This window comes from Allocoleopsis franciscana PCC 7113 (assembly GCF_000317515.1).
Taxonomy (GTDB): Bacteria; Cyanobacteriota; Cyanobacteriia; order Cyanobacteriales; family Coleofasciculaceae; genus Allocoleopsis; species Allocoleopsis franciscana.
Genome location: NC_019738.1, coordinates 2,120,128 through 2,143,232, shown reverse-complemented (window position 1 = coordinate 2,143,232; position 23,105 = coordinate 2,120,128). Strand labels below are relative to the sequence as shown.

The 23,105-nt window shown below is 47.3% G+C and carries 18 protein-coding genes; 7 read left to right on the top strand and 11 right to left on the bottom strand.

The features are described from left to right. Positions 1-64 precede the first annotated feature (64 nt). Positions 65-814 (top strand): DUF561 domain-containing protein, encoded by a 750-nt coding sequence (locus tag MIC7113_RS08930; protein WP_041779961.1) that lies wholly within the window; start codon positions 65-67, stop codon positions 812-814. Positions 815-894: 80 nt separating this feature from the next. On the opposite strand, the gene MIC7113_RS08925 is transcribed toward MIC7113_RS08930, so the two are convergent. Then, positions 895-2,034 carry a DegT/DnrJ/EryC1/StrS family aminotransferase gene (locus tag MIC7113_RS08925; RefSeq protein WP_015181846.1) on the bottom strand — a complete coding sequence of 380 codons (1,140 nt, stop codon included), beginning with the start codon at positions 2,032-2,034 and terminating at the stop codon, positions 895-897. A 352-nt stretch (positions 2,035-2,386) separates the two neighbouring features. Between MIC7113_RS08925 and MIC7113_RS08915 the strand changes: the two genes are divergently transcribed. Then, a complete protein-coding gene (locus MIC7113_RS08915) occupies positions 2,387-3,178 on the top strand; it encodes an ABC transporter permease (RefSeq protein WP_015181845.1) in 792 nt (263 codons plus the stop codon). Positions 3,179-3,356: 178 nt separating this feature from the next. Next, positions 3,357-3,596: a hypothetical protein gene (locus MIC7113_RS08910; protein WP_015181844.1), complete on the top strand. Its 240-nt coding sequence runs from the start codon at positions 3,357-3,359 to the stop codon at positions 3,594-3,596. Between the two features lie 49 nt (positions 3,597-3,645). On the opposite strand, the gene MIC7113_RS08905 is transcribed toward MIC7113_RS08910, so the two are convergent. From MIC7113_RS08905 to MIC7113_RS08885, 5 genes are all read right to left on the bottom strand, one after another. Next, positions 3,646-5,034, bottom strand: a complete 1,389-nt coding sequence (locus tag MIC7113_RS08905; RefSeq protein WP_015181843.1) for a cytochrome P450 — start codon at positions 5,032-5,034, stop codon at positions 3,646-3,648. A 201-nt stretch (positions 5,035-5,235) separates the two neighbouring features. Beyond that, the gene (locus MIC7113_RS08900; RefSeq protein WP_015181842.1) at positions 5,236-6,420 is read right to left on the bottom strand and encodes an NAD(P)H-quinone oxidoreductase subunit H; all 1,185 of its coding nucleotides are present in this window, start codon (positions 6,418-6,420) and stop codon (positions 5,236-5,238) included. A gap of 186 nt (positions 6,421-6,606) precedes the next feature. Continuing rightward, positions 6,607-7,713, bottom strand: coding sequence for a glutathione S-transferase family protein (locus tag MIC7113_RS08895; protein WP_015181841.1), 1,107 nt, complete (start codon positions 7,711-7,713; stop codon positions 6,607-6,609). A 47-nt stretch (positions 7,714-7,760) separates the two neighbouring features. Beyond that, positions 7,761-8,480, bottom strand: coding sequence for a transaldolase family protein (locus tag MIC7113_RS08890; protein WP_015181840.1), 720 nt, complete (start codon positions 8,478-8,480; stop codon positions 7,761-7,763). A 30-nt stretch (positions 8,481-8,510) separates the two neighbouring features. After that, on the bottom strand, positions 8,511-8,942 hold the full coding sequence (locus MIC7113_RS08885) for a ribosomal maturation YjgA family protein (protein WP_015181839.1): 432 nt from the start codon (positions 8,940-8,942) through the stop codon (positions 8,511-8,513). A 257-nt stretch (positions 8,943-9,199) separates the two neighbouring features. On the opposite strand from MIC7113_RS08885, the gene MIC7113_RS08880 reads away from it, so the two are divergent. Together MIC7113_RS08880 and mltA are read left to right on the top strand one after the other, a co-directional pair. Continuing rightward, positions 9,200-12,841: an NACHT and WD40 repeat domain-containing protein gene (locus tag MIC7113_RS08880; protein WP_015181838.1), complete on the top strand. Its 3,642-nt coding sequence runs from the start codon at positions 9,200-9,202 to the stop codon at positions 12,839-12,841. A 208-nt stretch (positions 12,842-13,049) separates the two neighbouring features. Continuing rightward, entirely contained in the window at positions 13,050-14,381 is a 1,332-nt protein-coding gene (gene mltA / locus MIC7113_RS08875; protein WP_015181837.1) for a murein transglycosylase A, read from the top strand. Between the two features lie 43 nt (positions 14,382-14,424). On the opposite strand, the gene MIC7113_RS08870 is transcribed toward mltA, so the two are convergent. The 3 genes from MIC7113_RS08870 to MIC7113_RS08860 all read right to left on the bottom strand — a co-directional run bounded on the left by MIC7113_RS08870 (position 14,425) and on the right by MIC7113_RS08860 (position 16,394). Further along, complete coding sequence (locus tag MIC7113_RS08870) at positions 14,425-15,147, bottom strand: molybdopterin-dependent oxidoreductase (protein ID WP_015181836.1); 723 nt, start codon at positions 15,145-15,147, stop codon at positions 14,425-14,427. Positions 15,148-15,156: 9 nt separating this feature from the next. Then, positions 15,157-15,765, bottom strand: coding sequence for a cytochrome b/b6 domain-containing protein (locus tag MIC7113_RS08865; RefSeq protein ID WP_015181835.1), 609 nt, complete (start codon positions 15,763-15,765; stop codon positions 15,157-15,159). 281 nt (positions 15,766-16,046) lie between these two features. Further along, positions 16,047-16,394 (bottom strand): hypothetical protein, encoded by a 348-nt coding sequence (locus MIC7113_RS08860; protein WP_015181834.1) that lies wholly within the window; start codon positions 16,392-16,394, stop codon positions 16,047-16,049. Positions 16,395-16,616: 222 nt separating this feature from the next. On the opposite strand from MIC7113_RS08860, the gene MIC7113_RS08855 reads away from it, so the two are divergent. Next, entirely contained in the window at positions 16,617-17,261 is a 645-nt protein-coding gene (locus tag MIC7113_RS08855) for a sigma-70 family RNA polymerase sigma factor (RefSeq protein ID WP_015181833.1), read from the top strand. Between the two features lie 12 nt (positions 17,262-17,273). Continuing rightward, positions 17,274-18,053, top strand: coding sequence for an anti-sigma factor (locus MIC7113_RS08850; protein WP_015181832.1), 780 nt, complete (start codon positions 17,274-17,276; stop codon positions 18,051-18,053). A 43-nt stretch (positions 18,054-18,096) separates the two neighbouring features. Here the strand turns inward: MIC7113_RS08850 and MIC7113_RS08845 are convergent, their stop codons facing one another. Continuing rightward, the gene (locus tag MIC7113_RS08845) at positions 18,097-19,113 is read right to left on the bottom strand and encodes a PRC-barrel domain-containing protein (protein WP_015181831.1); all 1,017 of its coding nucleotides are present in this window, start codon (positions 19,111-19,113) and stop codon (positions 18,097-18,099) included. 74 nt (positions 19,114-19,187) lie between these two features. Continuing rightward, positions 19,188-22,937: a chromosome segregation protein SMC gene (gene smc, locus MIC7113_RS08840; protein WP_015181830.1), complete on the bottom strand. Its 3,750-nt coding sequence runs from the start codon at positions 22,935-22,937 to the stop codon at positions 19,188-19,190. Positions 22,938-23,105: the final 168 nt, after the last annotated feature.

Genomic DNA, 23,105 nt, shown 5'->3' with positions numbered 1-23,105 from the left:
TAGAGTTTGACTTTTCAATCGTGCTGCCCTACTTCGTTGATAATCAGGCTATCGAAGATCAACTATGACTATGCATCCAACCCTACAAAAAGCATTCGACCAGAGCCAAGTCCTCAAAGTCATTAGCGGTTTAAATAATTTTGACGCCAAAAGCGTTGCCGCGACGGTAAAAGCCGCTGATCGAGGCGGTGCGACGTTTGTGGATATCGCCGCCGATCCAGATTTGGTCAGGTTGGTTCGCCAATTGACAAACATGCCAATTTGTGTATCAGCCGTGGAATCGGCTCAATTTGTTACTGCCGTTGAAGCCGGTGCCGATCTGATCGAGATTGGTAACTTTGATAGCTTTTACGCTCAAGGAAAGCGGTTTGAGGCAGAAGAAGTATTGGCGTTGACTTATGAAACACGAGCGCTCCTACCTCACATCACCCTATCCGTTACCGTCCCCCACATTCTGACCTTAGATCGGCAAGTACAACTGGCGGAAGACTTAGTCCAAGCCGGTGCCGACATTATCCAAACCGAAGGCGGAACGAGCAGTTCACCCCGCTCAGCCGGAACCCTAGGGTTAATTGAAAAAGCATCCCCCACCTTGGCGGCAGCTTATGAGATTTCCCGTGCGGTATCAGTACCCGTGATGTGTGCCTCTGGCTTATCCAACGTCACTGTACCCATGGCGATTGCCGCAGGTGCGAAGGGTGTTGGCGTTGGTTCTGCCATCAATCAGTTGGATAACGAAGTTGCCATGGTGGCGGCTGTCCGCAGTCTGGTTGAAGCCTTGGCGACGGTTAGCCCCCGGAGCCTTCAGGTTTAACTCACTCTAGATTAAAGTCGGGGTACCCCTTGTGGGTACCCTGCCATTGAGGGATACCCCTACCTCATTCCACCAAGCAGCTAAACTCGTTCCAAAATTAAGCAATCCTTCAAGCGATAGACCACTTGTTGCTGCTCCTCAAAGGAAAGTTCTGGGAAAATGGGCAGAGATAATACCTCATGGCAGACGGTTTCAGCCACAGGAAACTGACCCACTTGGTAGCCTAATTTCTGATAAACCGGCTGCAAATGCAAAGGTAGGGGATAATAAACCATTGCAGTGACGCCTAACTCCTGAAGCTGACGGCGCACTTCATCCCGAAAGCGTCCACTGCTGTTGTCTTGAGTGAGACGAAGGGTGTATTGATTCCATACCGCCCAACTTCCTGGTTGTTCCTGAGGAAGCACCACTCCGGGTACTGGCTTCAATAACTGGTGATAATTGGCAGCTAGCTCACGACGTGCAACATTCCATTGCTCAAGATAAGGTAGCTTAATTTTGAGGATGGCAGCTTGCAAGGCATCCAATCGGCTGTTGATACCTGTAGCTTCATGGTAATAGCGGCTAACCATACCGTGTTCTCGCAACTGACGGATGGAGGTAGCCAAATTCTGATCATTAGTGACGACTGCCCCACCATCTCCACAAGCACCTAAATTCTTGGTGGGAAAAAAACTAAAGCAGCCAACATGTCCAATGCTTCCTACTTTTTGCCCTGCCCACTCAGCACCGGTTGCCTGAGCACAGTCTTCAATCACAGCCAATCCGTAAGTTTCTGCTAGATCCATCAGGGCAGTCATATCCACCGGTTGCCCAAATAAGTGAACCGGGATAATAGCCTTGGTTTTATCAGTAATGGCGGCGGCTAGCTGAGTTACGTCAAGATTAAACGTTTGAGCATCAATATCAACAAACACTGGCGTTGCACCAACCGCTGTAATCACCTCAGCCGTGGCAATAAAGGTAAAGGGTGTTGTAATCACTTCATCTCCTGGGCCAATCTGCAACGCCCGTAGAGCCAGATAAAGGGCATCGGTACCAGAATTGCAGGCGATGCCTTCACTCACACCCATGTAAGCGGCAAACTGCTGCTCAAAGCTTTCGACACTAGGACCACCAATATAACGCCCGGAGGTTAGGACATCCTGAACCGCAGCACTGACTTGTTCGCCAATCATTTGGTACTGCCGTTTCAGGTCAATAGGGGGAATATTTCTCACTCGCTTACACCTAGAATTTTTACTTAAATAAACCAAATTTTGCGGCAAAAGGGAATCCAGGCGTTCCCATTCATTATTTCCTGAGAATGCTAAAGTTCTCAAATTGTTTCAGAGTTGGGGATCATGGGCGTTACAGGAGAGTTGAGCCAATAAGGAGTAATTATTATCGCTTAAACCTCTGACTTGTTCACCTTTTACTTCAAAAGCGAGGGTTTCCTTGTCCGTTAACAGGTTGTGACTTGAGACACAGACGGAATAGTCTAGAGAGAAGCTAGGGGCTGCAACGACTGCTTTTCCCACATTTTTGACTAGCTTCTGGCCTTATTCAACCAAGTGAGTGAGTTGTTGTGGAGTGGAAAATTCTTTAATTGAACTTGACCCGATTGACTTAGTTGGGGCATTAGGCTTGATGGCAATCGCCATTGGCTTATCGAGCTGGCAAAAGCTGGGGCTAGAATTTCAGCTTGCGATCGCCACCGGTAGAACCGTTGTCCAGTTGTTGGTCGTGGGTTCCATCCTGGCTGTAATCTTTGATTTAAAAGACCCCGTCGCCGTTCCAGGGGTTCTAGGGGTGTTAATGATCATGCTGACCATTGCCACCATTACCACCCGCAATCGGGTCGGAAAAAAGATTCCCCGGCTTATCCCCGTAGTGTTCGGTGCACTATTTTTCAGTACAGCCTTGACTCTGAGTTATACCAATCTGTTAATCATTCACCCCAGAACTTGGTATGAGCCACAGTACCTGATTCCCTTAGCGGGGATTGTACTGGGTAATGCCATGAATGGAGCCGCGATCGCGGGGGAACGCTTCGTCAGTAGCGTGAAAAGCAGCCGCCAGGAGATTGAAACGCATCTTAGCTTGGGCGCAACGCCCCAGCAGGCGGTAGAAACTTATCGCAAAGAGGCGATCCGGGCTGGATTAATTCCTACGTTGAATCAAATGATGATTGTGGGGGTTGTTACGTTACCAGGGATGATTACAGGTCAATTACTGAGTGGGATTGACCCGTTAAATGCCGCATCTTACCAGATTTTGATCATGTTTATGATTGCCTTTGCCAACCTGACAACAACTGTCTTGGTTACTCAAGGTGTTGCACGTCAATTTTTCAACGCACAAGCTCAGCTCCAGTTACCATAATCGCTATCTCAGGATGAGCAGAAAAGTTTATTATTGCTTTGCATAAGAAGATTTCATGAAGTCAGTTAATTGATGTGTAAAGTGTGTTTTCCCACGATTAACATTGAGAACACGAAGAGCGAATCGAAAAAAATCATTCCTTAGAGAGAAAATTTCTCTAAACTATCAGGCTAACAACATGGATAAACTAACTCCCCAAGAGAGGGCTTTGCGCGATCGCATCCTCAATTGGCAATCTCCAACTGTAGACGACCTAAAAAATATTCGTATCCTAGAACAGATGGGGTCACAAATGCTGGAAAGTATTTTACAATATTGCCCTCATAATCACGAAAGGGACGAAGCGATCGATTGCTTAGAAATTCTTCTAACTTGGACGAGAAAGTCCATTGTTAGGGGAAATGGAGTCGATCATTAATAGGAGCCTAAAAGTATAGCAAAAGGCAGAAGGGAAAGTTGGAATCGTTTTATAAATTTGAAGAAAGTACTGGAGTGTCTTGAAGAGATCGCTCACTGAGTACCATTTTGATTCCCTGTTTTGGGCGCAGGGTAAAAGCAGGCCAAGGCTCAACTTTTTGCCCTGGTACAAGAGTAAACTGAAATTTTTGAGCCATGGTAGCTAACAGTAACACAGCTTCCATCTGAGCAAATGACTTGCCAATACAGACTCGTGGCCCCCCACCGAAGGGAAAATAAGCATAGGTGGGTAGCCGTTGCGCCAAGCCATCTGCCCAGCGATCGGGGTTAAAGACTTCGGGTTGGTTAAAATAGCGGGAATCGCGTTGCATGACCCACTGGCTGAGGATAATCACGCTACCCTTGGGGATAGGATATCCACCGATTTCACTATCCGTGTTTGCTCTTCGTGCCATTCCCCACACAGGCGGGTAAAGCCGCATCGCTTCCTTCACCACACTGTCGGTATAACGCAACTGGGGTAAGTCGGCGAAAGTTGGATCACGTCCATTTAACACGGTTTGCCATTCTGTTACCAGCTTGGCTTCAACTTCAGGATGCTGTGAGAGAAGATACAACATCCAAGTCATGGCTAAGGCGGTGGTATCATGACCGGCTAACAGGATGGTCATTACTTCGTCCCGCACTTGTTGGTCAGTGACTGGACTGCCATCTTCGTATTGAGTATGCAGGAGCACTGAGAGTAAGTCACCGGTATCTTGACCAGTTTCTCGGCGCTGGCGGATGAGTTCATAAGCGATCGCATCTAAGCGCTGAATCACTTTTCGGGAACGCAGGTTGCCAGGAGTGGGGACATTTTCGGGGAGTAACATGGCGATGGGATTGCGCTGCCATTGGTCGAAATAAGCGATCGCAAACGCGAGTGCCTGTCCCACCTCATCCGCCTGATCCGCCATATCCGCATCAAACAACGTCTTTGCCGCAATTTCCAGCGTGAGGCGCATCATGTCCTCGTGGACATCATGAATTTCACCGGCTTGCCAACGAGTCAGCATCCGGTTGGTATAGGCAACCATTACCTCTCCATACGCTGCAATTCGTTCTCGGTGGAAGGCGGGTTGTATCAAGCGACGTTGGTGACGCCAAAAATCGCCTTCGCTGGTGACGATTCCATTGCCTAAAATTCGCCCAATAATTCCTAAACCTTGGTTAAATTTGCCGAATTGGTGAGTTTTGGTGGCGAGTACTTCTTCAATATAATCTGGGTGGTTGATAAAGTAGGCTTTGTATCCTACAAATCGAATGCCTGGAAAGTAGACAATATCACCATATTCTTGGGCAGATTGAGTTAAGAAGCCTAGGCTATCGCGGACGTATTCATTGAGAATGCCGAATAGAAAATGACCTTTTGGACTGGGTGGTAAATTGATGGATTTCATAAGTTTAGTTGTTGTAATTGCAATGTTTTTAGGGTGAACAAACCACTCCAGGTGCAGAGGGCACTGAACTGATATCAAGTTGCAGTCAAAGGTAGTAGATAGGGGGACAAGGGGGCAAGGGGGAGAAAGTACTACGTATGAACGCAACTCAGTATGAGGAGGGGAAGGGGAGAGAGAACAGGAGGAAAGAGAAAATAGTTTCTATCGATCAACTGAACCCATGATGATATCAATGCTGCCTAAAATGGGCATGATATCGGCAACTTTTACTCCGCGCAGTAACTGGGGCAAAACTTGTAAGTTATTAAAGTCGGCGGTACGAATTTTCCAACGCCATGGAAAAACATTATCATCGCCAATTAGAAAAATGCCTACTTCACCTTTACCGGTTTCAATGCGGACGTAATGTTCCCCTGACGGAATTTTGAAGGTAGGGGCAATTTTTTTGGCAATGAATTGATAGTCGAAGTCATGCCATTGGGATTTCTTGCCTTCTACCATTCGCTTGGCTTCCAGGTTTTCGTAAGCACCACCGGGCAATCCTTGCAAGGCTTGGTGAATAATCTTAACGGATTCTCGCATTTCCCGAATCCGAACTAAATAACGGGCGAGGCAATCTCCCGCTGTTTCCCATTGCACATCCCAGTCGAAGTCGTCGTAGCATTCGTAATGGTCAACTTTTCGCAAGTCCCATTTCACTCCAGAACCGCGTAACATCGGGCCAGAAAGTCCCCAGTTGATTGCCTCTTCCCGTGTGATGGTACCGATGCCTTCCATGCGACGACGAAAAATTGGATTGTTCGTAATTAAACGTTCGTACTCATCGACTTTGGGGGCAAAGTAATCGCAGAAGTCTTGGCATTTATCCACCCAACCGTAGGGTAAATCTGCGGCTACACCGCCAATGCGAAAGTAATTGTTATTAATTAAGCGCTGTCCTGAGGTGGCTTCCCACAAATCGTAAATCATCTCCCGTTCGCGGAAGATATAGAACAGAGGAGTGCCTGCCCCCACATCCAGCAGGAAACTCCCCAACCATAGCAGGTGGTTGGCAATTCGGTTTAATTCCAGCATGATCACACGGATGTAGCTGGCGCGTTTGGGAACTGGAATATTGGCTAATTTTTCGGGGGCGTTAACGGTAATTGCCTCGTTGAACATGCCTGCTGCATAGTCCCAGCGACTGACGTAAGGGACGAACATCAGATTCGTGCGGTTTTCGGCAATTTTTTCCATACCTCGGTGCAGGTAGCCGAGAACGGGTTCGCAATCGATCACATCTTCCCCATCTAGGGTAAGGATGAGTCGGAAGCAGCCATGTGTAGATGGATGGTGAGGCCCCATGTTGAGAATCATGGGTTGGGTTTTGGTTTCAATCATCGCCATAAACACAATCTCCCGAACGATTAAGTCCTAATTAAATAGTCCTCACAGGTGTTCTGGGTTGTCACATCCGCTATGTAGGGTTTGGGGATGTGGAGTCAACCGCTTTGAGTGAGAGACTACTTTCAGTGTGTCCGTGCGATCGCGTCTATGCCAGTAAAGATCGAGGCGTTAAGCTGCTAACTTAAGTCAGAGTTTATCGGTTTTAACGGACACGACTGATTCCTTGCCAACGTTTTCGCGATCATGTGGTTCTAGGAGATTGGTCATATCGGGGCCAGAAGGGATGATACCACCGGGATTGAGAGGGAACAGATTGCCATAATAATCTTGCTTCACCGCCTCTAAGTTGCAAGTATCCGCGACTCCAGGAAGCTGATACACGTCACGCAGGTAGGCACCCAGGTTCTGATAGTCCCGAATTCTCCGGCGGTTACACTTAAATATCCCGTAGTAGGCTACATCAAAGCGGAATAATGTGGTGAACAGACGCACATCTGCCAGCGTCACTCTGTCTCCACACAGGTATCGACTTGTTTCCAGCGCTGCGTCAATCTCATCAAGGGTGGCGAACAATTCATTGCAAACTTGGTTATATGCCTCTTGAGTTTGGGCAAAGCCGCAGCGATACACGCCGTTGTTTACCGAGTGGTAGATTTTCTCGTTCCATTCATCCATCTTGTCCCTTTGTTCTTCTGGGTAAAGATCGAGGGTGGGATTTTTGGCGAACTCGTTGAATTGGGAGTTCAGCATCACAATAATCTCAGAACTCTCATTATTGACGATCGTCTTTGTCTGAGAGTCCCACAGTACAGGAACCGTAGAACGCCCTGTGTATCCTGGTTTTGCCAGTTGGTACAGTTCAGCCAGCGTGCGGCAACCTAGTTCTTCCTCGTTGAATACCCAACCTCCCTCAATGGGTGAAGGAGACACGATGGACACTGATATGGCATCTTCGAGTCCTTTGAGGGCGCGAACCACAAGAGTACGATGTGCCCAAGGACAACTAAGTCCCACGTAGAGATGATAGCGTCCTGCTGCTGGTGGATAGGGGTTGTCTGCCTCTGTACCAATGAAGTTGCGAAACTGGCTGCTGGGGCGAATGTATGCACCTTGTTTATTGCGTGGGGCAAGATTGGACATCATGATGTGCCACAGGGTTGTCCAGACAAACTTACCCAATTTGATGATTAGTTTGGGAGGCAGCGATTTGCCCTTCTTTTTCGGTTTGGCAGTTTCGGTTTGGGGTTCGGTGAGAATTGGATTGTCTTTGGGGGGAGTGGTGAGTTGTGGCATAGCTTTAGAATTGACGAGAGCTGGAAGTTGAGTATCGCTCTTATTACTCAACTTATCTCTTCTGCACCCATCCGACGAGCGGCTTGTTCAAAGTCAGTGGCGGCTTGATGGGTTGCCGTAACATCGAAAAAGGCAGAGGCGATCGCTTCTGGAAAGGTAAAGGTATCCAATCCTTGAGTGGCGAGAAATGCCATATCATCCACACTCCGAATACTGGCAACTAAAATTCGAGTTGTACTGCCAACTCCCACAATGGCTTTCTGCATTGCCACTAAATCATCACATCCATTGCGCCCCAAATCGTTAATTCTACCCAGATAGGGAGCTGCATAATTGGCACCTAAAGCGGCTGCAATTAGGACTTGGGGAACTGCATATACGCCAGTGAGCGTAATCTGAATTCCTTGTGCTATGAGTCGAGAAGCGGCTTGTGTACCAACTTGAGTAATGGGTACTTTAACGACAACGCGATCATCAATTCCAGCTAAACGTTCGCCGGTTTTCACCAAGGCATCAACTGAAGTTCCCCACGTTTGAAGCTGGACTTCTTTCGCGCCTAAATTAAATGCTTCTTGGGCTAACTCTTTCAACGACTTAACTGAACAAGTCACTTGAGCTTTTTCTAACAAAAGTGGATTAGTTGTTACGCCGTAAAATAGTCCCATAGGGAGCCAATTTTGCCACTGAGTGATATCGGCGGTATCCAAAAACAGGCGGATTCTAGGAGTATGAGCTTCGGGTAGTACAGGGTAATTGCTGTAAATCATGAAGGTGCTAAGAGAAAAATCGGACACTAACTAAAGTACACCTGATCGAACTATAGTTTGCTGGCGCAGCCCCCACATCCAAGCCCAACCGAAAAAGCTACCGATAAAGTAGGAAAGAAAATCTGACCAAGTAAAGGAGTTTCCTAGGACAAGACGACCGGGTAAAGTCGCTCGCATGGCTTCTAAAAATGGAGGATGCCACAGTTGAAGAAACTCCACCATACAAGTAGCCAAGCAGACTCCGATCGCCGTCCAAAGAGGAGAAGCTTTGGGGAACAGGAGAGCCACCAGTAAAATCAAAAAAATTTCATACGCTATACTTCCAAACAAGTCATTCATCCATTCGGGTGCAGCTCCATGAAACCGAATCATGTAACCTAAAGGGACAATAATTAAAAGACTGATGAGCAGAGCAAGCCGATATTTTAAAAAACGATACTGCTGGGATTTTAAGGATGCCATGAGAAGTGATGAAATTCAAGGTAGGATGTGTTCGATGCTGTATTAAATCGCACAAGAATTTGTTTTTATAACCTTGAGCGGTTACCAATCTATTGGAAATTCCTATTAACCTACAAGTGATGATTGGCTCATTCCTGATGATGCGGCTTTGGTACTATCATTAATTGCCCCTCCCCCTTAAAATTAAGAAAAAATAGTGATTGTTATTTAAAATTAGCAAAAGTACCGCCACGATAGAAGTTAACCTTTAACAAGGCATGGCTGTGCAAAAGCAAAGACGCAAACGCGGTGTAGTTCTTACCTCTGTTGGCTTTAAGAAGCTGCAAGAGGCACGAGCTCAAGCTGAATTTGGGGACAATGGGGGGGAAAGGTACACTCTTGAGGAACTCAGCGATCGCACTCAACTGGCACCTTATACCGTGGCAAAGGTTTTGGCGCGAGAAGAGGGGGTGGATAAGCAAACCCTGATTCTTTTCTTTAGAGCCTTTAACCTAGAATTGGCTGATGGTGATTATGACAGGGTAAATTCTAATCGCGAACAACCCAATCAGACAACGATTCTGCCAACGCGCTGTAGTTGGGGAGAAGCGATTGATGTTTCTGTCTTTTTTGGACGCACAGATGAACTTGCCAAATTAGAATACTGGATTTTGCAGCAGCGATGCCGACTGATTGCTTTGGTGGGGATGGGGGGAATTGGCAAAACCGCTTTGTCGGTGAAACTCGCTGAACAAATTCAGAATCAATTTGAATTTGTGATTTGGCGATCGCTACGGAATGCGCCCCCTCTCCCAGAAATTCTTGCTCACTGGATTGAGTGTTTGTCTGATGGAGAAACGGATTTATCCGAACAGAGGAATCAGCGGATTTCTCAACTGATTGATTATTTGCGTTCCTCGCGTTGCCTCCTCATTCTAGATAATGTTGAATCCATTCTAGACAGTGGTGCTCATGTGGGACGTTATCGAGATGGATATGAAGAGTATGGCGAGTTACTGAGACGGGTAGGAGAAGCATCTCATCAAAGCTGTCTAATATTAACAGCCAGGGAAAAACCTAAAGAAATTGCTTGTCTTGAAGGGGGGCATCTTCCAGTTCGTTCTTTACCATTAATGGGATTGAATGTTGTAGAAGGACAAGAAATTTTTCGCTACCAGAATCATTTTAATGGCTCCGAATCGGATTGGAACGTTTTGATTCACCGTTACATTGGTAATCCTTTAGCGTTGAGGATTGTAGCAACAACCATTCAAGATTTATTTAATAACAGTATATCAGAATTTTTAGAACAAGGAACCACGGTTTTTGGGGATATTCGCGATTTACTTGACCAGCATTTTCATCGGTTATCCCCTTTAGAAATGCAAATCATGTATTGGTTAGCGTTGAATCGGGAGCCTATTTCTCTTACGGAATTGCGAGAAGATATTGTCGCTCCTTGTTCTCAAGCTAAGTTACTAGAAGCCTTAGAATCTCTGCTGAGGCGTTCACTGATTGAAAAGGCTACACCTGCATTTTTAGCAAAAAATCAGTTACTGTTTACTCTACAACCTGTGGTCATGGAGTATCTGACTGAAAAGTTTATTGAAGACTCTATCCAAGAAATTATCACTTATCTTGAAAACCATCCTTCGTCTTCTATCCGTCAGTTTAAAGATTATGCTTTCATCAAAGCAACAGCGAAAGATTATGTCAGAGAAACTCAGATTCGCCTAATTTTGAATCCGATGATTCAGCAATTACTGTATCTTCTGGGTTCCCCAAGCAATATTCAACATCAGCTTTGCCAACTTCTCAACCAATTACGAGGAAAATCACCGATTGAAACGGGATATGCGGCGGGTAATGCCCTGAATTTAATGAATCAACTACCAATTGATTTAAGAGGACAAGATTTCTCTCATTTAACCGTTTGGCAAGCCTATCTATGCGATGTTGATTTGCACCAAGTTAATTTTGCCTACTCGGACTTGTCTAAATCCGTTTTTGCAGAAAATTTAGAGAATGTCTTATCCGTCACGTTTAGCCCCGATGCGAAAATTTTAGCCACGGGTGATACAAATGGGGATATCTGCCTGTGGCAGGTGGTGGATGGTCAACGACTGTTGAACTGTCAGGGACATGCGGGCGGAGTCCTCTGTGTTGCCTTTAGTCCCGACGGTAAGACCTTAGCCAGTGCTAGCTATGACCACACCGTGAGGTTGTGGGATGCCTCAACAGGCCAATGCCTCAATGTTCTGACGGGTCACGACCTTTGGGTGTGGTCAGTTGTTTTTAGTCCGGATGGGAAAAGGGTCGCGAGTGGCGCTGTAGATAGCACCGTGAGACTGTGGGATATTACAACGGGTCAATGCCTCCACGTTTTACACGACGATAGTCAGTCTGTGTTGTCAGTGGCATTTAGTCCCGATGGCAAAAGGTTAATCAGTGGTAGTATCGATCACCAAGTCAGGTTATGGGATGTAGCGACAGGTCGTTGTCTCCATGTCTACCGAGGTCACACCCGTTGGGTTTGGTCGGTGGCGTTTAGTCCCGATGGCAAAACAATTGCCAGTGGTAGTCAAGACCATACGATTCGGATGTGGGATGTTGCGACGGGTGATTGTATTCAAGTCTGCCACGGTCATACGAATTGGGTTTGGTCGGTGGCGTTTAGTCCCGATGGTCAACTTCTGGCTAGTGGTAGTACGGATCACACAGTTAAGTTGTGGGATACTCCGACAGGTTATTGTCTAAAAACCTTGCAAGGTCATATCAGTTGGATTTGGTCAGTTGCTTTTGCACCGCAACGACAGGGGAATAGTCCCGATAGTTACATTCTGGCAAGTAGTAGCATCGACCAAACCGTCAAACTCTGGGATGTCGCCACCGGTCGCTGTTTGAGAACTGTACAGGGACGTTGTAGTTGGATTCGGGCACTGGCTTGGAGTCCAGACGGTAAGATTTTAGCGAGTAGTAGCTATAACCAGGGTGTGAAGTTATGGGATACGACCACAGGACAATGCTTGAAGACGTTTCAAGGACACAGCGATACTTTATTAAATGCTGTACTATCGGTTAGTTTTAGTCCCAAAAATCGAATTTTAGCCAGTGGCAGTTATGGCCAGACGGTGAAGCTATGGGATATTGAGACGGGTCAATGTTTAAGAACGATACAGGGATTAAATGGCGGTGGGTGGTCAGTTGCCTTTAGTCCTGATGGTCAATATTTAGCGACAGGTAGCGATCGCACCATCCGATTATGGGATGTTGATACGGGACAATGCCTGAAAACTTGGACAGGACATGCCGATATCGTTTTTTCGGTGGCGTTTAGTCCCGATGGTTCCATGCTAGCCAGTGGTTCTGAAGATACCACGGTGAGAATTTGGCATGTGGCAACCGGTGAATGCCTGATGGTTTTGCAGGGACATATTAGTTGGATACAATGCGTGGCTTGGAGTCCCGATGGGCAAATTCTAGCGAGTGGTTGTTCTGATGAAACCATCAAAATCTGGGATGTTCAAACGGGTGAGTGTCTCAGAGGTTGGCAAGAGGATACTCATGGGTATGGCATCTGGTCGATTGCGTTTAGTCCCAATAATCGGACATTAGCCAGTGTCGGCACGGATCAGAATGTGAGGTTATGGGATGCCTCAACAGGGGAATGCCTCAACCTCTTGCAAGGTCATGATCAGGGGTTATTTTCTGTCGCGTTTAGTCCCAATGGTCACAGGTTAGCTAGCGGCAGCCGAGATGACGCGATTAAGATATGGGATGTTCAAACGGGTGAGTGCCTCAAGACACTCAGAAGCCATCGCCCCTACGAGGGGATGAATATTACACGCGTAACAGGGTTAACAGAAGTTGCGATCGCGAATTTGAAAGCATTAGGGGCCGTTGATGTTGCCAACCCATAAAAAAACCGAGAGCGAAAACCGCTCTCGGACAGTCATCAGGGTGCATCTATCTGTTACTGTCTTCGGCATATCGCTCTATGCGTCAGGAAAAATTGAAAAGGGGTAATTGGTAATGGGTAATGGGTAATAGGTAATGAGCGAGGGAAAACCGAATAGGGAAAGAATTCTACCCATGATTGATGGTCGATGAACTGCACAGAATTGACGTATGAAACGAACTCTTATTTGCTACACTCTCAGTCTGGGAGTCGGGATTGGGATCATTCTCTACACTCTCTTTCCATCATCTAGAGATAAAGATGAGGCTTTGCAACAGGGGAAAGTCGCGACTTCTTCTTTAACAGAAGTGTCTACTCTTCCTTGTCTGTTACTCTCCTCCTCTCCCAACTGGTTCCAAAATGACTATCAGCCTATGTCTGACCAAGACCGCTTTCGGGCACCGGTGCGACCCAAAAAAGCGGCAATCTCCTTCCCACCTTGCTCTACCCAGAATTTAGGTGTTGATGAGCAGCTTTGGGGAGAGTTGGGTCAGTCTGGAGACAAGCCGGCGCTTTTAGCCGCGATGGCTCAAAGTCTGCGTTACCTGCAAAGTAGTACGGCGGCGGCGGCATACCAGAAATATCGAGTGTCTGGGGTGACTCGCGAACGGGTTTATCGCAGCCTTGTCCGCTTTCGGCAACTGGTACTTGCATCACGTTCCCCGGAACAACTAGAGGCGGCTGTAAAGCGGGAATTTGTGTTTTACCAATCCGTTGGCAAAGACGGTTTGGGGAATGTATTGTTCACTGCCTATTATGAACCGGTTTATGCCGCTAGTCGTGTGCCGACACCAGAATATCGCTATCCCCTCTATCGACGACCTTCAAATTTAGAGGCTTGGCCTAAACCTCACCCCACTCGTGAACAACTCGAAGGTAAGGATGGGTTGCAAAGTTCCAAGGGTAAATTGCGGGGATTGGAATTATTTTGGTTGCGCGATCGCCTCCAAGCTTACATGATTCACATTCAAGGTTCTGCGCGACTGGTTCTACCGGATGGGAAACAAACCACGGTAGGCTATGCGGGACATACGGCTTACAACTATAGCAGCATCGGGCGGGCGCTGGCAGATGATGGCAAATTACCTTTAGAAGGGATGACGATGCCAAAAATACTTCAGTATTTTCAGGATAATCCTGCGGAACTGAATATTTATATCCCGCGTGACAAAAGCTTTGTGTTTTTCCAAGAAAATCATGGTGAACCTGCAATGGGGAGTATTAGCGTACCTCTAACGGCATCGCGTTCTATTGCCACGGATAAATCTTTGATGCCACCGGGTGCACTTGCGCTGATTCGTGCTCCTTTTCCGTTTAAGAATGCCAAAGGCGGCATGGATTTTCGGACTGTCAGCCGCTACGTACTCGACCAAGATACAGGAGGGGCGATTAAAGGGCCAGGTCGTGTGGATTATTTTTTAGGAACGGGTGAAGAAGCAGGTGATCGGGCTGGGGTAACGGTTGCTGATGGACAATTGTATTATTTGTTACTGAAGAAATAAGTAACCCGTGGACTTGTCACGATGGAATATTCATCGTTCCTTGTCACAACCCCGCAAACCATTCATAACCCTGATCTTCCCAATAACCCCTACGGGGAAACAAATGACTCACTAAGGTAATACGAGTCACCCATTTACTCTGCTTGTAACCCAATTTGATCGGAGAAGCAAGACGCAGAGGCGCACCATTATCAATACTTAACGGCTGACTGTTTTTCTGATACGCCATCAATGTTTGTGGGTGCAAAGCCGAAGCAATATCCCAGCTTTCGTAGTACCCATCCGCTGACTGAAAGTAAATATATTTGACATCCGCTTTGGGTTGGGCAAGGGTAACTAATTCCCGTAATCGTACCCCACCCCACTGCACAATTGCAGCCCAACCTTCAACACAAACATGACGAATCGTCATGGCAGTTAGAGGCAGTTGCTGGATTTGTTCCATACTCACGCTAATCGGATTATTCACCTCACCGTCAATCGTTAGATGAAATGTATTAACATCAATTTTGGGTGTAAAGTCAAAGGTATTAACAATTAGGGCATTTGGCTCGATCGCACTCGCTGGAAATTCAGGGACGGGTTTTTGAGGATTGAGTAATAAAGTTTCAACACTTTGGTTAAGGGGTTCAACCGTTTTACCCACTAAATCTTCAAACAGAGATGACGCACACCCCCCCAAAACTAGACCCATACTGGAAAGTCCAGATAACTGAAGAAATTGGCGGCGTGAGAAAGAACGGCGAGGGACTTGAATTAAATTCATAGGAAATTTCTACCAAAATATGGATTCCAGAAGGCGTTGTCCCCCCACCTTAAGACCGAGTAAGGAGTGAATAAGGGCAAAGATAACGACGATAGGGACTGAGGTGAAGTGAACAATTCTCAGTGCTTGCCAACTTCCAAAAAAGTCAACAATCCAGTGTAATTGGGCGGGTTTATACATCCCCAGTCCGCTCAAAATAGCTAATAATAAAATGGGAATAATGATAGTGTAAGCCAATCGATGCCAAGCATAAGTAACACGTTTTTTATTGTTACTATTTTGCAATGCCTTCAGGTCATTAGACCCTAAAAAGCGATGTTTCCAACGTCGGGTGATGACAATATAAAGACCATATCCCAGTAAATTCAGCGAGAATATCCACATCGCCGCAAAATGCCAATGCCGACCACCCGCTAGCCAACCTCCTAACAAAAATATGGGGGGAAAATGCCAACCTGCACGTCCACCAAAAACGGGGTTAGCGTTGTAAATTTGGAGTCCACTGGTCATCATCAAACAGAGGCTAATTAGATTCACCCAGTGAAATATTTTGACCAAAATGGCTTGATTTGGCCAAGGTCGAAATTGAGAGGCTTGAGAGGGAATAGGGGAATCCATAGTGCTTGATGAGTAAGAGGGCTAATTCGCAATATTAATTATTTTTAGATGACTTACCTCTTGCACCAGTAGTTTAACCACTGTCTGTGTCTGATCGATTAAGTCTTCTCGCAGAAGACTGTTATTGTCATACCATACAACAACTGCCCAACCTTTTGGATTGGGCAGCGTTTACCTGAAGTGGAATCAGATGGCTTTTAAAATCAGACTATAATTTTTGTCAAGCCTCTAAATAACTATGCTAGAGGCTCTTGTCGGACTTAGGTAGCTACCAGAGCTGACTAGGGTTTTGCGCTGTCTTCTTTCTTGGTAGCATCCTCTTTGTTCTCGGTTTTACCTGTGGTGGATTTCTCATCTTCCTTCACGGCGTCGCCTGTCTTGGTAGCATCCTCTTTGTTCATGGCGTCGCCTGTAGTGGATTTCGCATCTTTCTTCATGGCGTCATCTGTCTTGGTTGTATCGCTTTTTTCGGTAGCGGTACCACCAGCCGGGGAGACTTCAGTTGCCGGAGAGACTTCAGCCGCTGGGGAATTCTCAGGGGTAGCTTCAGGAGTAGACGAGTTAGAGCAAGCAGACAGAGTTGTCGTTAGAGCCAAACCAGCGATGACGCACAGTACTTTCCAGTTCATAGTCCTCATTCCAACCTTTAGTAGAGTCTTGTTTCACACCTTCACCAACTCACGGCTGGTGGGGGTTCTTCTTTTAATACGGATGCGCCACTGTTTTGGATTACAATTTCCTGAAATAGCTTAGGGATAGGTGAAAAATTTGATCAATATACATCCAATTCGCTCTGGGAGCCGTACTTAATTAAAATGAGATTCGGTTTTTCTAGAGATGCGCTTGTTGCCATGAGTGGAATCTACTCGAAAATGATGGGTTCAGGTCTGTTCTATGAGAAGCCAACGGATCTTAAAGGTATTGGAACCCCAGAGGACTGCCATGATCTTCAAAGTGATGAAGAGTTAATTCAGGCGCTCAAAGCCGGTCAGTCCTCAGCCTTAGGCATTCTCTATGATCGTTATGCCAGTCTCGTCTACCGATTAGCATTGAGGATATTGACCAATCCTCAAGAGGCAGAAGATTTGACCCAAGAGATTTTTCTAAATCTTTGGCGTAGTGGCTCTTATAATCCGTCTCGTGGCTCTTTGAGCAGCTTTTTGACAACTCTGACTCGTTCGCGGGCGATTGATAAAATTCGCTCCCGTGGTAGCAACTTGAAATTTATCCAGCGATGGAGTCAGATGATGGTTAATGAAACATCTTCTCTCACGCCTTTCGAGTCGGCGGCTTTAAGTCAGCGATCGCACCAAGTCCGTCAAGCCTTGACCCAACTGCCCGAAAAACAGCGGCAGGTGTTAGAAATGGCTTATTACGAGGGATTGAGCCAATCCGAAATTGCCGCTCAACTGGGTATACCGCTGGGAACGATCAAAACTTGGTCTCGCCAAGGTCTATTGAACTTGAGAAAAAACTTACGAGACTTTATTGAATAAGTTGTTGTACCTATGACTGGGCCTCTACTTCCGGAACGATTAGAAGAATTGATGGCAGGTTACGTCCTCGGCAATCTCAGTTCTGAAGAAGCTGAGGAGTTAAATCAGCTGTTGACCGAACACCCTGAACTAGCGACTGAAGTGCAGCAATTGCAGGAAGTCCTAGAAGTCTTGCCTTACGCTTTACCTGAAGTAGAACCACCCCAACACCTGCGTCAGGCGATCTTAAATACGACCTCGCCTGATCCAACGGCGGCGTTGATTACTGCTAAACCCAGACGCTGGAAACAACTCATGCGTTCTCCACTGTTCTGGAGTCGTCTGATTGGTGGCGCGGTGGTTCTCTTGGCGTTAATTCTGGGTTTCGATAACTACCGAATTAGACTCAAGTTCACGACCATGCAGGCTAAGGTCGCTCGGCAAAAAGATGTGATTGCCCTGCTACAAAAGCCGGATACCCATGTGGTTCCGCTCAAAGGGATGGCTCAGGCTTCTGCGGCAACTGGCAGTATGCTGATGACACCCAGCGAATCTCAAGCGGTTCTCATCTTACAGAACCTTCCCGTCTTACCGCCGGGTGAGTTTTATCAGCTTTGGTCTGTGCAAAACGACGAAAAAATCCCTTGGGGACAGTTTAGAACCAATAAGCAAGGAACCGTTTTTGTCAAGCTTTATCGACCTTCTGACTTTGAGGTCACGGCGTTAGCCATTACGGTAGAAGTAACGCCTGAGCCGACCACACCGGCTGGCCCGATGGTGATGGCTGGGAATTTAACTATCAATAACCAATAATTAAGGTTGAAGGTTTTAATCGGCTAACCTTCAACCCCTTATCTTAGTACCCAGCTTCCTCTTCGTATTCGGGAGCTTTGGTTTTTTCAGGGATATTGATGCGTGGAGCTTGGTAAGGTTCAGAATCTACCTCGTCATCCCAAGCATCACCCTCTACCTCATAATCATCATAATCATCTGCGTAATCCCGTTCCCGTTCATAACGTGGAGGCTCAGTATACGCTGGTTTTTGGTACTGGGTAGACCGACCGGGAGCATCATCCCATTCATCATCACCCCAGTTGTCTTGTTCTAATTCTTGCTTGGCGTACTTCGGCGGTGGTGCTTCTCGGCGTAGAGGGATAGGCTCTGGTTCGGGTTCTTCTCGCCAATCGTCATCGTCCCACCGCTCTTCGACCGGTGTAACCGTCTGGATCGGCTGAGCAATCGGTGTACGAACGGGAATCCCAGTTCCTAATTGATTTTCGGGTCGGGTAACAGGGGTATAGTAAGTTTCCTCTTCTTCCCGCTCCCAAGGGGGTCTGCCAATCCCCAAACGTTCTAAAACGCCTACGGTCAATTGAACCAGGCGTTCTTCAGCTCCTTCAAACACAATCAAGCGATTCGGGCCACTGCTGACAATTTCATCAATCGGCAGTTCATAGGTACTGATCACCTGGTCAGGGATTTGTGGCAACCCAATCGAGGCAATGATCAGAGAACTCACCTTGGCGTCTTCAATGTTGAATTTGAAGTCCCTTACCCGTCCTAGCAGTTCACCGGTTTCGGTAATCACTTCGCTATTGATCAGGGTGCTGTAGGCTTCCACCTCAACATCTTCGATCACATCTTCATCATCGACGAGAATGGTGTCCCCAACCCGTCGAATGCTACTCAAGAGCATGTAACGTGGCATCCCAGCGAGCGCCAGCAGATTGTCTCGTAAACCCAGTGCTACAACCTCGCGCCGATCAATATCTACTAATAGCTCTTTAACGACTCCAAGTCGCTTAGCGGTGTCGATCGTGACGACCTGAGTATTTAAAATATCGGAGCGTTGACGATTTTGTTCAGTTGTCATTATTTCTTGTGATCCTGCTCTCGACTCCTGCTGGAATATCAATAATATTGAACGCTAAATCCGGAAGTTTTTATCTATCGAATGGCGCTTTTAGGCGGTAATTTTAGTCCTAACACTTGAGTATACGCTCCTCTAGCCTGCGTGACACCAATCGTGCGCTCCGAAGACTCAATCATCGGTCGGCGTAAACTCACCACAATAAACTGGGCTAGCATAGCCTGTTGTTTGATCATTCTAGCTAATCGCTCGACATTTGCCCCATCGAGGAACATATCAACTTCGTCAAAGGCGTAAAACGGCGAAGGACGGTAACGTTGCAGCGCGAAGATAAAACTGAGAGCCGTGAGGGACTTTTCGCCCCCTGACATGGAAGCCAGACGCTGTACGGGTTTGCCTTTAGGATGAGCGACCAGATTAAGTCCACCGTTAAAGGGGTCTTCGGGGTCATCCAACTGTAGATAACCATCGCCGTCCGAGAGTTCGGCAAAGATGCTTTGAAAGTTCTCGTTAATGGCATCAAAAGCTTCTTTGAAGGCACGAAATCTCAGAGTGGTGAAGTTTTCGATTCTCAGCAGAAGTTCGGTACGCTCAGCCTCTAGGGTGGCGAGTTTCTCAGAGAGTTCAGATAAGCGATTTTGGGTGCGATCGTATTCTTCTAACGCCAGCATATTCACGGGTTCCATCGCCTGGAGGCGTTTTTGAGCATTCCGTATTTCTTTTTGCAGGTGTTCGAGTAGGCTGGGAAGGTCAGGAGTTCGCAGATTGGGGGTTTCCGTTTGCCAATGTTCGGGTAACTCTGGCAGGGGATCGGGTAACTCGGTTTGTTGGAGTTGAAGTTGAGCTTGTAAGCTGCTCAGTTCCTCGCGTCGTGCGACTTGAGTTTCTTGGAGTTTTTGCCGTTGCCAGGATTGCTGTTGTTGGAAAAGGTGCCGTTCTCGCAAGTGTTGCTCGACGCGATCGCGTTCCTGTTTCACTTCCCCTAATTGCTGCTCCAACTGGGTTAACGTACCTTGTGTTTTCGTAATAGCTTCATTCATCCCTACCAACTGATGGCTGATGGCTGCAAGCTGTTCCTGCACAGACTGGTGTTGGGTTTGGTATTCGGCTACCTGTCGATAGCCTTCGGTAATTTTTTCCTTGGTACGCTGCTGCTGACTGTCTAAGTCCAGAAGCTGTTTTTCTGCGGCTCGAAGTGCTTGTTCACGCTCACTTAACTGCGCTTCCCAGCCTTTGATCATGCCCTGAATTTGTTGCCATTCGTTAGGCGTTTGAGATTGCTCTAACTGTGCCAACTGTTGGCGTAATTCCACGAGTTGAGCTTCTTGAGTCGGTAAATTGAGGCTGAGAGCTTGGAGGCGATCGCTCGCTGTAGATAGTTCATGAGTATTTTTCGCCAGAAGCGATCGCACTTGTTCCAACTGAGCCGTTAAACTCTTAATCTCTTTATTTAACTGTTCCAATCGCAATTGAGTTTCCGAGCGTTTCGCCTTGGCTTCTGTCAGTTCTTGCGTCAGTTGTTTCACCCTGGCTACTCCCTGATGAATCAACTCGCCACAACGCGATAGAATCTGCTCGATATCTTGGAGACGGTTTCTCAACAGCGCCACTTCTGCGGATTCTGTGGCATCGCTGGTGCCAAAGTGTAATTCAGAACGATGGCTACTACTCCCACCCGTCATCGCACCACTCATTTCCAGAATTTCCCCTTCTAAGGTAACAATGCGGTGTTTTCCTAGATAAGGACGAGCGGTGTTGAGGGTTTCAAACACGACTGTATTCCCGAACACATAGGCGAAAATGTCCCTGTAGCGAGGATCGCAGTCAATCAGGTGAACCGCGTAATCGATGAAGCCGTTCACATAACGCAGAGCAGCCGTTTCCGTGAATCGAGGAGCCTGGATTTTATTCAGGGGTAAGAATGTCGCTCGACCGGCTCGTTTTTGTTTGAGCAGCTCAATCCCAGCCGCCGCCACACCATCATCTTCAACCACCAAATTTCCCAAACGCGCACCTGCCGCCGTTTCTAAGGCTAACTGATAGCGGGGTTCGACGCGACCAAGTTGGGCAACTAAGCCACAAACACCGGGTAAGTCACTGTGTAAAATAACTTTGGTGGCGTAGGTGCCTTGAGCTTCTTGTTGGGCTTGGGCTTGGGCTTCGAGTTTATCGAGTTGGCGTTGTTTTTCCCGTTGTTCAGCTAAGAGGCGAGTTTGAGTCTGCTGCTGAATTTGCAGTTCTTGTTCAGCGGTAACGAGGGATTGGGCGAGGGTTTGAGCTTGTTGAGAAAAACTGGCTAACTGAGTTTCTAAATCGGTGGATTGAGCCTGTTTTGTGGTAATTTCTGGCTCTAAAGTTTGTAAGAGTTGGGTTTGTTCTTCGATTTGACGGCTGAGCTGATTATGGCGTTCTTGGAGTTGAGCTTGCTCGGTACGTTGGGGGTCAATGGTTTGGAGTAATGTTTCGATTTGGCGGTTGAGTACCGTTTGTTGCTGTACCCAGACTTCGGAGGCTGAGGCGATCGCATTGGCTTCTTCCCGACTTTGGTTCAGGCTGTGTTGCACCTCATCCCGTGCGGTACGTAGAGCCTCTAAATCTTGGGTTTCTACATGATGTTTTTGCTCGTTGAGTTGTTGCAGGGTTTGCTCGTATTGCTGAATCTCCTCCTGTGTCCGTTTGAGGCGACGTTCAGTTTGCTCTATGTTTTCGGCGAGTTCCTGTTGTCGATTTTGTAGCTGACGCCGTTCGGCTTCTTGGGTGGCGAGGGTAGAAGCAACAGCAATCTGTTCCTCTTCTCCCAAGGCTTTGACACGGCTGTTGAGTTGGTCGAGTTCGCCTGTGGTTTGGCGGATTTCTGCTTCTAGGGCGGTAAGCTGGGAAGTAAGTTGAGCTTCTTCTCGGTCGCCTGCTTCAATTTGCTCCCGAAGCTTCCCCTCTTGTTGTTGCAGAAAGCGCCATTTGAGGACGGCTTCCCACTGCTGCTTTTCTAGGAGATCAGCTCGTAGCTTTTGGTATTTCTCGGCTTTGAGGCGATCTGAAGCGAGGCGATCGCGCTGAGCTACCAGTTCTTGTTCTATGATGCGACAATCGTCTTCTCGCTCTTTGACTTGAGCTAAAGTTTCTTTGGTTTGGACAATTTTGCGATCAAACGCAGCAACACCCGCTAACTCGTCAATAATCTCCCGACGCTCCCGTGAGTTCATGGAAATGATACTGGTAACATCCCCTTGCAACACTACGTTGTAACCTTCTGGATACACTCGCAGACGGTTGAGCTGTTCGTGAAGTTCAGTGAGGGTGCAAGATTCGCCGTTGATGTAGTAATTCGAGGTGTAGGTGCCTTGCTGGGTTACTCTTAGCCGTCGCGTCACACTCCACTCTAACCCCCCTTGTGTCCCCCCCTTAGTAAGGGGGGGTGCCGTAGGCGGGGGGGTGGGGGGTTGGGGGGGATCGAGAGGTTCACAAGAGTCTGATTCGGGATTTTCCTGATTCTGGTGCGGGTACGGGGGCACCGCCCCTACGTCGTCGTTCTCTTCTTCGTCGTCTAAGAGGGCATCGGGTGCATCGGATAAATCAAATGTGGCGGTAACGCTAGCTTCAACGGTACCCCGACGCTCTTTATCGTGATTAACTAGATCGGGAAGGCGTTCAGCACGCATTCCCTTGGAACTGGCAAGACCAAGGCAAAAAAGTAGGGCATCTAGGATATTTGACTTACCTGACCCATTTGGCCCGGAAACCACTGTAAATCCTGGCAGCAAGGGAATGGATGTCGTGCCGCCAAAGGATTTAAAGTTCGTGAGTTCCACGCGCTTGATATGCACCATAGGCGCTGGGAGAGCTGAGGTTTAAGTGATACGCGTGTATCAGTGTAACAATTCTCAACAGGTTAGCACGGGTGTGGTGGAGATGAAAGGTGGTTGACGCCATAACTTAGGGGAGGAAATCCGTAGAGATGGGTGAAAGAGGGATGGGAAACAAAGGCGATCAAACCT

Bases quoted from the DNA above. Each gene is read 5' to 3' on its own strand.
- MIC7113_RS08930 (WP_041779961.1), top strand. From the start codon at position 65: ATGACTATGCATCCAACCCTACAAAAAGCATTCGACCAGAGCCAAGTC.
- MIC7113_RS08910 (WP_015181844.1), top strand. From the start codon at position 3,357: ATGGATAAACTAACTCCCCAAGAGAGGGCTTTGCGCGATCGCATCCTC.
- MIC7113_RS08905 (WP_015181843.1), bottom strand. From the start codon at position 5,034: ATGAAATCCATCAATTTACCACCCAGTCCAAAAGGTCATTTTCTATTC.
- MIC7113_RS08900 (WP_015181842.1), bottom strand. From the start codon at position 6,420: ATGGCGATGATTGAAACCAAAACCCAACCCATGATTCTCAACATGGGG.
- MIC7113_RS08895 (WP_015181841.1), bottom strand. From the start codon at position 7,713: ATGCCACAACTCACCACTCCCCCCAAAGACAATCCAATTCTCACCGAA.
- MIC7113_RS08890 (WP_015181840.1), bottom strand. From the start codon at position 8,480: ATGATTTACAGCAATTACCCTGTACTACCCGAAGCTCATACTCCTAGA.
- MIC7113_RS08885 (WP_015181839.1), bottom strand. From the start codon at position 8,942: ATGGCATCCTTAAAATCCCAGCAGTATCGTTTTTTAAAATATCGGCTT.
- MIC7113_RS08880 (WP_015181838.1), top strand. From the start codon at position 9,200: ATGGCTGTGCAAAAGCAAAGACGCAAACGCGGTGTAGTTCTTACCTCT.
- mltA (WP_015181837.1), top strand. From the start codon at position 13,050: ATGAAACGAACTCTTATTTGCTACACTCTCAGTCTGGGAGTCGGGATT.
- MIC7113_RS08870 (WP_015181836.1), bottom strand. From the start codon at position 15,147: ATGAATTTAATTCAAGTCCCTCGCCGTTCTTTCTCACGCCGCCAATTT.
- MIC7113_RS08865 (WP_015181835.1), bottom strand. From the start codon at position 15,765: ATGGATTCCCCTATTCCCTCTCAAGCCTCTCAATTTCGACCTTGGCCA.
- MIC7113_RS08860 (WP_015181834.1), bottom strand. From the start codon at position 16,394: ATGAACTGGAAAGTACTGTGCGTCATCGCTGGTTTGGCTCTAACGACA.
- MIC7113_RS08855 (WP_015181833.1), top strand. From the start codon at position 16,617: ATGAGTGGAATCTACTCGAAAATGATGGGTTCAGGTCTGTTCTATGAG.
- MIC7113_RS08850 (WP_015181832.1), top strand. From the start codon at position 17,274: ATGACTGGGCCTCTACTTCCGGAACGATTAGAAGAATTGATGGCAGGT.
- MIC7113_RS08845 (WP_015181831.1), bottom strand. From the start codon at position 19,113: ATGACAACTGAACAAAATCGTCAACGCTCCGATATTTTAAATACTCAG.
- smc (WP_015181830.1), bottom strand. From the start codon at position 22,937: ATGGTGCATATCAAGCGCGTGGAACTCACGAACTTTAAATCCTTTGGC.